The sequence below is a fragment of the Thomasclavelia sp. genome, assembly GCF_047249845.1.
GTDB lineage: Bacteria > Bacillota_I > Bacilli_A > Erysipelotrichales > Coprobacillaceae > Thomasclavelia.
On the sequence record NZ_JBKTWO010000071.1, the window covers coordinates 1 to 8737 of the forward strand.

The 8737-nt window shown below is 29.6% G+C and carries 10 protein-coding genes; 6 read left to right on the top strand and 4 right to left on the bottom strand.

All coding sequences use genetic code 11. The features are described from left to right. The 4 genes from ACLR9T_RS12720 to ACLR9T_RS12735 all read left to right on the top strand — a co-directional run. On the top strand, positions 1-277 hold a 277-nt coding region (locus tag ACLR9T_RS12720; RefSeq protein ID WP_413109878.1), incomplete at its 5' end, for an LPXTG cell wall anchor domain-containing protein. Positions 278-404: 127 nt separating this feature from the next. Further along, on the top strand, positions 405-872 hold the full coding sequence (locus ACLR9T_RS12725; protein WP_413109879.1) for a hypothetical protein: 468 nt from the start codon (positions 405-407) through the stop codon (positions 870-872). 2 nt (positions 873-874) lie between these two features. Further along, on the top strand, positions 875-1576 hold the full coding sequence (gene deoD, locus ACLR9T_RS12730; protein WP_413109880.1) for a purine-nucleoside phosphorylase: 702 nt from the start codon (positions 875-877) through the stop codon (positions 1574-1576). Beyond that, complete coding sequence (locus ACLR9T_RS12735; protein ID WP_413109881.1) at positions 1576-2199, top strand: HAD family hydrolase; 624 nt, start codon at positions 1576-1578, stop codon at positions 2197-2199. Before deoD ends, ACLR9T_RS12735 begins: the two co-directional genes overlap by 1 nt. A gap of 14 nt (positions 2200-2213) precedes the next feature. Here the strand turns inward: ACLR9T_RS12735 and ACLR9T_RS12740 are convergent, their stop codons facing one another. Further along, the gene (locus ACLR9T_RS12740; RefSeq protein ID WP_413109882.1) at positions 2214-2414 is read right to left on the bottom strand and encodes a DUF378 domain-containing protein; all 201 of its coding nucleotides are present in this window, start codon (positions 2412-2414) and stop codon (positions 2214-2216) included. Positions 2415-2501: 87 nt separating this feature from the next. Here ACLR9T_RS12740 and ACLR9T_RS12745 point away from each other — a divergent pair, with 87 nt between their 5' ends. Continuing rightward, on the top strand, positions 2502-3494 hold the full coding sequence (locus ACLR9T_RS12745) for a LolA family protein (RefSeq protein ID WP_413109883.1): 993 nt from the start codon (positions 2502-2504) through the stop codon (positions 3492-3494). A 97-nt stretch (positions 3495-3591) separates the two neighbouring features. Further along, positions 3592-4665, top strand: a complete 1074-nt coding sequence (gene alr, locus ACLR9T_RS12750; RefSeq protein WP_413109884.1) for an alanine racemase — start codon at positions 3592-3594, stop codon at positions 4663-4665. A 23-nt stretch (positions 4666-4688) separates the two neighbouring features. Here the strand turns inward: alr and ACLR9T_RS12755 are convergent, their stop codons facing one another. The 3 genes from ACLR9T_RS12755 to ACLR9T_RS12765 form a co-directional block, all read right to left on the bottom strand. Further along, the gene (locus ACLR9T_RS12755) at positions 4689-5108 is read right to left on the bottom strand and encodes a hypothetical protein (RefSeq protein ID WP_413109885.1); all 420 of its coding nucleotides are present in this window, start codon (positions 5106-5108) and stop codon (positions 4689-4691) included. Between the two features lie 128 nt (positions 5109-5236). Then, positions 5237-6238, bottom strand: a complete 1002-nt coding sequence (galE, locus tag ACLR9T_RS12760; protein WP_413109886.1) for a UDP-glucose 4-epimerase GalE — start codon at positions 6236-6238, stop codon at positions 5237-5239. Positions 6239-6358: 120 nt separating this feature from the next. Beyond that, positions 6359-8410: an elongation factor G gene (locus ACLR9T_RS12765; RefSeq protein WP_413109887.1), complete on the bottom strand. Its 2052-nt coding sequence runs from the start codon at positions 8408-8410 to the stop codon at positions 6359-6361. Positions 8411-8737 lie beyond the last annotated feature (327 nt).

Genomic DNA, 8737 nt, shown 5'->3' on the forward strand with positions numbered 1-8737 from the left:
ATTAAAAGTAGTAGATGAAGAAGTAGCAAAAGCAAATGCAATATTAAATGATCCAAATGCAACAGCAGAGGAAGTAACTGCTGCTATAAATGGATTAACAAAAGCAATGGCAGGATTAGAAGCTAATCCAACAAATCCTGAAAGTACTGTAAAACCAGGTGATACAAAGGTAAATGCTACTAAGACAGGTGATACAACAAGCGTTATATTACCACTAGCAGGACTAGCAATTGCTTCATTAGGATTCTATGGAAATAAAAAAAGAAAACGTAAATAAAATATAACTTTATGTTTACAAGACCCGATATTTGGGTCTTGTTTTTTTAGGATTTATATGTACACATATAATAATGACTGGTATACTTTTATTTGTTTTTGGTTTATAATAGATAACGAGGTGTAATATGAAAAGATTAGTTAAATTAGTTGTAGTGATGACCTTATGTATAGTAATGATAGGTTGTCAGAAAAAAGAAAAGAATGTTTATACAGAAACATATACATTAAAATATTTTTATGTTGAAGGATGTTCTAATTGTGAATATTTTACTAAAAATGGTCTACCATTAATTGAGGAAGAGTTTGGAGATCATATGAAGATTGTAAAATATAATATGGATGATCAAGAAACTGTTGAAGATGTTAAAACTGCATATAATGAGGTAGTTGATAATATCATTGATTTTAATCAAGATGATTATGGTTTTGGGCCTTTTTTGGTTCTAGAAGGTTATTTTGCTCAACTTGGAGTTGATAATGTTGATGATTTTTTAGAAAATCTAATCAATGCTGTTAAAGATAAAAAAATAGGTGAACCAAAAGGTAGTGATACATATTATTATTTTAAAGATGGTAAAATCAAGGAGGAATAAAGATGGCAACACCACATAATGAAGCAGCAACTGGTGAGATTGCAAAAACAGTATTGATGCCAGGTGATCCGCTTCGGGCAAAATTTTTAGCAATGACTTATTTGGAAAATGTAAAACAATTTAATAATGTTAGAAATATGTTTGGGTATACAGGAAGTTATAAGGGAAAAGAAGTTTCGATAATGGGTTCTGGTATGGGAATGCCTTCAATTGGTATTTATAGCCATGAATTGTATAGTCAATATGGTGTGGAAAACATTATTAGGATTGGTTCATGTGGTTCTTTTAAAAAAAATGTTCATTTGCGAGATATAATTATTGTTCAGGGGTGTTGTACCGATTCAAATTTTGCTCATCAATTTGAATTGCCGGGTATTTATAGTGCGATAAGTGATTATGGTTTATTGGAAAAAGCTGTTACTTTAGCCAAGGAAAAGAATGTTAATTATCATGTTGGGAATATTTTGTCATCAGATATCTTTTATCATGCTGATAAAAATGCACCAGAAAAATGGGCATCAATGGGATGCTTAGGTGTAGAAATGGAATCATATGCGTTATTTGCAACAGCTGCATATTTAAATAAACGGGCTTTAACACTATTAACTGTTTCTGATTCTTTAGTATCTAAAGAGGAAACGACTCCTGAAGAGCGTGAAAAAACTTTTACAACAATGATGGAAATTGCTTTGGAGATTGCATAGTGAAACAGAAGTTTGCTTTTTTTGATTTTGATGATACATTAATTCATGGCGATTCTGGTAAAGTTTTATTAGGGTATTATTTGAAAAAACATCCTTTAGCAGTATTTAGACTGCTAAAGGTTCCTGTTTTATATATTCTTTATTTAATTAGAATAGTTAGTTTTCAAAGTGTTAAGACTTCATGGTTATTTCCAATGGATCGCTTAGATGATGATGAATTAAATAAGTTTTATCAAATGTGTTTAGTTCCTAAATATTATCCTAATGTTGTAGCTGAATTAAAAAATAAAAAACAGCAGGGCTATTTAATCTTTATATGTTCTGCTTCGATTGAGGGGTATCTTCGTTTTTGTGAATTACCAGTTGATGGTATATTAGGTACTAAGACACAAATCATAAATGGAAGATATACTAGTAAAATGATTGGTAAAAATTGTAAAAACGAAGAAAAAGTTTTGCGCTTAAATAATATTATTAATGAATTAAATTTAGAAATTGATTATGAGAATTCATATGCATATTCAGATTCTATACATGATATTCCGATGTTGAAAATGGTAAAAAATAGAATTAAAATAAATAAAAAAAATGGAGAAATGACCCCATTTATTATTGAAGAGTAGGTAACTGCTCTTTATTATTTTGTATCTAAATCTACAAATAATAACATGATGTTGATAATACCAGCAATACCTACTAGAATATAGATTAACATTGATAAGAAACTATCAACACCAAATAATGAATCGACTAGGTTAAAATTAAATAGACCAATCAACCCCCAGTTTATAGCACCAATGATTGTTAATACTAAGGAAATTTTTTGTATTATATTCATTATTTTCATCCTCCTTATTAAAGTGTATCCAAGATAATTATCTTTATACATATTATTGATATTTAAACATATTTTATTATTGGGGGTGTGATTTTGAAAAAAATATATATTGGTATTGCAGTAGCAGTTGCATTGGTTATAGCGTCGTTAATATTTTTTAAGTTTAAGGACAATTCTTTAGATAAGACGATTGATAAAGTTAAAGCTTATGATAAATATACGCTTACATGTAATATGGAAATGGTAGAGAATGATGAATTGAAAAGTTATCTGGTAAATGTAAGCTATTTAAAGGAAAAGAAAGATGAGTATTATAAGGTAGAATTATATGATAAATCTTTAAATCAATCACAAATAATTGTAAAGAATCCTGACGGAGTGTTTGTTTTAACACCGACTTTAAATCAAATTTTTAAGTTTCAAAGTGAATGGCCTAATAATTCCCCTAAACCATATATTTATCAATCTTTAATAGAACTTTTAGAAAAAGGAGAAGTAGAAAAAATAAAAACAGGTTATCAGGTTAAATCTCAAGTTACCTATCCTAATGATTCAAGAATTGTTAGTCAGGAAATGATTTTTGATAAAACATTAGCACCAAAGCAAGTAACAGTATTGGATAAAGATGATGCAGAAATTATTACAGCAAATTTCACTGACTTTAAAACTGATGTTAAATTAAATAAAGACAGTTTTGATGAAAAAAAGGTACTTGAAAAAAGTACAAGTGAGTATTCAAATGTATCTAGTGAATTACCACTATATCCAATAGCTTTAATGGGAAGTTCTTTAAACAGTGAAAAAGTATCAACGATTGATGGAACTACAAATCATATCTTAAAATTTACTGGTGATAAGAATTTTACTGTTGTGGAAACTCCAGTGGTGGCAACTGATGAGATTAGTATGGAAGTAGTAAGTGGTGAGGTAATTGATCTTGTTGATGGTGTAGCTTTTTATAATGAGGGTCAATTAATGATGATGAAATCTGGTATATTGTGTAAAGTTTATTCTGAAGATTTAAGTAAAGATGAAATGGTTAGTGTTATTAGTAGTATGCAAACATCTAGTTTGAAATAGAGGCATTGCCTCTATCTACATATTTATTAAAATAATCGATGAGATAATTGAAATATTATATTGATTGGATTATACTATGACAGTATGGAGGGTTAGTATGAGTTTATATCGTGATACATATGCTGTAGTTAATTTAAAGTATTTAAAACAAAACATTGAAATAACCTATCAAAAATTCAAACGACCTTTAATGGCTGTAATAAAAGCGGATGCTTATGGTCATGGTTATAAAGAAGTTGCTAGTTATATAAAGGATTTAGATTATATAGAGATGTTTGCTGTTGCAACACTGCCTGAAGCGATTGAATTAAGAGAATTAGGAATAAAAAAGGGAATTTTAATTTTAGGGGCTGTACCTACAACTAAAGAAGAAATAGAATTAGCAATTAATTATGATGTTTCTTTAACAATGATTTCTTTAGATTATATGCATCTTTTACAAACATTAATTGATCATAAACCACTGAAAATTCATATAAAAATTGATACAGGAATGCATAGAATTGGGTTAACAAGTAAAAAAGAGTTAGATGAAATGTTAAAAACGATTGATCGTACAAAGTTTATTTTAGAAGGAATTTTTACTCATTATGCTACAGCTGATGGAGAGATAGAGGCCTTTGAGAAACAATCTTCTATGTTTTATGACCTTATTGATCATCATAAATTTAAGTATATTCATTGCTGCAATAGTGCGGCGATGGCATATCATGAAGATACTGGCTCGAATTTAGGAAGAATTGGAATTGTCATGTATGGTATAGATCCAGCTGGTAATGAATCTAAAGAGTATAAACAAGCAATGTCGTTATATACAAAAGTCTCAATGGTAAAAAAAATCAAAGCAGGACAGCGAGTGGGTTATGGATTAACTTATACTGCCAATCAAGATGAGTACATTGCTACTTTGCCAATTGGTTATGCTGATGGAATAATTAGAAAAAACCAGGGACGTAAAGTCTATATTAATGGTTCTTATTTTGAAATTGTTGGAAGAGTTTGTATGGATCAAATGATGGTAAGGGTTGATGAGAATATCAAACCTGGAGATAAAGTAGAAATTTTTGGTGAGCATATAAGCTTATCTAGTATGGCAAAAGAGTTAGATACTATCCCTTATGAGATAATTTGTTTGATTTCAAAAAGAGTTGAACGTTTATATATAAAATAAAAAATCAGCTAAATGCTGATTTTTTATTTGAATAGTTGAGCAAGTCGATAATATGATAATGCTCCTGTTTTATTTGTAGATATTTTTCCGTCTTTATAGACTATTGTTTGTGGCACTGTCCCATCAGTGATATCAAGATTTTTTTCTAACCAGGTAGTGTAATCACTATCATTAGAAATGTCTACATAGTATAAAGACTCACTACGATTTTTTTCTAAAAATGTAGTCATAGTATCTTGATAAGATAATGTAGCACTGTCATTGTTATTACCAATTACTACTACAAAACTATCTTTATCTTTTACTTTTTCTACAAGTGCATTTTGGGTAATTGTTGTAAATTCAACATGAGTAATTTTTCGATAAATAAATAATCCTAAAAATACTACAATTACAATCCCAAAGATGCTAATTTCTTTCCATAATTTTTTTACTTTTTCCATGATTAGCCTCCATAACAGTACCTTTATATAATACCAAAAAAAACTCGCAAAAACAACATTTAATAAAAGGATATCAACTAATCACATAATATTTTTTATAAATCGACAAAAAAAAGAGGATTACCTCTTTATTGTTTATGTTTTAAGGCATAATTCCATGTATCTCGACACATGTCTTCAATTCCCTTTGTTGCAACCCAATCAAGTTCCTTTTTTGCGCGAGTAGGATCTGCATAACATGTTGCAATATCACCAGGTCGACGTTCTTTGATTGCGTAATTAATTTTTACATGATTAACTTTTTCAAATGTTTTTACAATATCAAGGACACTATATCCAATTCCTGTACCAAGGTTACAAATATGGACACCTGGTTTTGCATAATATTTGATTGCTTTAACATGACCGATAGCTAGATCAACAACATGAATATAATCGCGAACTCCTGTACCGTCATGAGTATCATAGTCATCTCCAAAAACACCTAAACATTCTAATTCACCAGTTGCAACCTTCATAATATAAGGCATTAGATTGTTTGGGATTCCCTTTGGATCTTCACCAATTAATCCTGATTCATGAGCTCCAATTGGATTAAAATAACGGAGTAAGGTTACTGACATCTCAGGGCATGCGTGTTGAACGTCGCTTAAAATTCTTTCCATCATTGCTTTACTTGTTCCATATGGATTAGTAGTTTCTCCTAATTTACAATCTTCAGTAATAGGAACAGTTTCTGGATCTCCATAAACAGTAGCACTTGAAGAAAATACAATTTGATTAACATGATATTTTTTCATCATTTTACTAACAATTAATGTAGTAGTTAGATTGTTGGTATAATACTCGATTGGTTTTTCAACAGATTCACCAACAGCTTTAAATGCTGCACAATGGATAACAGCATCTATTTTATTTTCTTTAAATACAGATTCAGTTTTATCTTCATCTAAAATATTAAATTCATAAAATTTTACTTCTTTTCCAGTAATTTCTTTAATATATTCTAAGACTTCAGGTTTTGAGTTGGAAAAATCATCAATTACGATAACATCATAACCTGCATTTAACAATTCAACACAGACATGGCTTCCGATATAACCAGCTCCACCACACACAAGTACATTCATTATTTGTTCCTCCTAATATATGTTTTTATAATAACACTTTTAATTTATAAATTAAAGATTATATATGTTAATTTATATGAAAATAACTGGAGTATAAATTAACCCCAGTTATATATCCTGTTATTTATTAACAACTTTTTTAACAATATTATCTGGTGCAAACTCATAATCTAAAAATTCCATTTCAAAAAAACCTTGTCCTTGAGTAATTGAACGTAAGTCAACTGCATAATTCATGACTTCGCTCATTGGGGCTTCAGCAACAATTTTAATTAGTCCATCATCAAGAACATCACTGCCGATTACTCGAGCTCTTTTGGTATTGAAATTGCTCATAATATCGCCAGTGTATTGTTCATCTACAACAACTTTCATTTTCATATAAGGTTCGAGCAGTGCGGGATTTGCTTTAGGGATAGCTTCTTTAAAACACATCGTTGTAGCTGTTTTAAAAGCCATTTCAGATGAATCAACATTATGATAAGAACCATCGATTAAAGTTGCTTTAATTCCAAGAACTGGATAGCCAGCTAAAACACCGCTTTTAACACTTTCAATCAAGCCTTTTTCAACAGCTGGAAAATATGATTTAGGAACAGCTCCTCCAAATACTTTTTCTTCAAATACATAAGCTTGATTATAATCATAGGTTGGTTCAAATGTGATTTCTACTTCACCAAATTGACCATGACCACCAGATTGTTTTTTGAAACGTGTTCTTTGGGTAACTGTTTTTTTAATAGTTTCACGATATGGGATTTTGATATCTTCTAAAGCTGCTTCGACTTTAAACTTGTTTTTTAATTTTGATAATAAGATATCTAAATGAATATCACCAATTCCATAAATACATTGTTGTTTAGTTTCAAAATTAGGTTTAAATTGTAATGTAGGATCTTCTTCTAATAGTTTATTAATTGCATTAGTAATTTTTTCTTCATTACTTTTACCAACTGGAGTAATTGCTTTACCATAATATGGTGTTGAGAATTTTATTTCCGGAATGATGATTTGATATCCTGCAATACACAAAGTGTCATTGGTTTTAGATGCATTCAGTTTAGTAACAGCACCAATATCACCAGCATGTAAACAATCAACTTCAATTAATTCTTTACCACAAGGCTGATATAATTTAGCGATTCTTTCATTTTCTTTTCTTTTAACATTATAAATAGAAGAACCGCTATAAACAGTACCAGTAATGACTTTGAATAAAGATGTTCTACCAACAAAAGGATCAGCAATCGTTTTAAAAATAAAAATACTAGCAGGTAGACTTTCATCATAACCAATGATCTCTTCTTCGTTTTTATCTACATTTTTAACAATCAAAGAATTACTCATATCACCAGCAGCACTAAAAAAGGCTACCATGGAATTTAATATTATTTGAATCCCGATTTGATCAGTTCCACATAAGACAGGAATTAATGTTTTTTCTATAACACCTTTACGTAATGCTAAAGATATTTCTTCTTTAGTAAAAGGTTCTTCATTAATATATTTTTCTAATAGTTCATCACTCGTGTTTGCGACTGCTTCATCAATCATATCTTTAATAGGTTGAATTTCATTCATTAATTCTATTGGGATTTCCATAGCTCTAGTTTGATTTCCTTCAAAAATACGTCCTTCCATTTTTGCTACATTGATATATCCAATCATTTTATTATTATCCATAATTGGAACTTGAATAGGGGCGATAGCTTTTCCGTAAGTATCTTTTAATTGTTGTAATTTTGTTGAATAATTACTATTGGGATTGTCCAAACCATTAATATAAATGATTTTTGCTTTATCTTTTGCTTTAAACATTGCTTGTTTTGTTCCTGCATTGATACCTGATGATGATGGAACAACAATTAAAGCCGACTCGCATACACTTAAGGCTGCTTCACATTCTCCGGTAAAATCAAATATTCCAGGAACATCAATTAGGTTGATTTTACAATTATTCCATTCAACAGGAACAATAGATAAATTGACAGAAGACTTACGAATGATTTCTTCAATACTATGGTCGCTTAAAGTATTTCCTTCACTCACATTACCGGTTCGATTAATCAGTCCGCTACGATAAGCCATAGCTTCAACAATGCTTGTTTTACCACAACCTGAATGTCCTAATACTGCAACATTTCCAATTTCATTTGCATGATAAGTTCTCATTAAAATAACCACCTTTCTATAAATGAACTTCTTTCTTTTATTTTATCATATCTTAGTAAAAATTAGGATTGATTTAGTAATAAAAGATAACGCTTACATTTATTTAAAAAAATTTAAATAAAAATATTTTTTATATTGATTAATTAAAGAAATTATGATAATATATTGCTTGCTTGAGTCGAGGAATGTTAAAATTAATATCGACAATGGTTAGAAAAATAAAAAAAGTGTTGACCTTTGTTTAATAAAATGGTATATTAAAGAGGTAGCATTTATGGAGGTTTAGCTCAGTTGGGAGAGCATCTGCCTTACAAGCAGAGGGTCAGC

Excerpts from the sequence above, each read along its gene's own strand:
- alr (WP_413109884.1), top strand. The coding sequence starts at position 3,592 with ATGAGTTTATATCGTGATACATATGCTGTAGTTAATTTAAAGTATTTA.
- ACLR9T_RS12725 (WP_413109879.1), top strand. The coding sequence starts at position 405 with ATGAAAAGATTAGTTAAATTAGTTGTAGTGATGACCTTATGTATAGTA.
- ACLR9T_RS12765 (WP_413109887.1), bottom strand. The coding sequence starts at position 8,410 with ATGAGAACTTATCATGCAAATGAAATTGGAAATGTTGCAGTATTAGGA.
- ACLR9T_RS12755 (WP_413109885.1), bottom strand. The coding sequence starts at position 5,108 with ATGGAAAAAGTAAAAAAATTATGGAAAGAAATTAGCATCTTTGGGATT.
- deoD (WP_413109880.1), top strand. The coding sequence starts at position 875 with ATGGCAACACCACATAATGAAGCAGCAACTGGTGAGATTGCAAAAACA.
- ACLR9T_RS12740 (WP_413109882.1), bottom strand. The coding sequence starts at position 2,414 with ATGAATATAATACAAAAAATTTCCTTAGTATTAACAATCATTGGTGCT.
- galE (WP_413109886.1), bottom strand. The coding sequence starts at position 6,238 with ATGAATGTACTTGTGTGTGGTGGAGCTGGTTATATCGGAAGCCATGTC.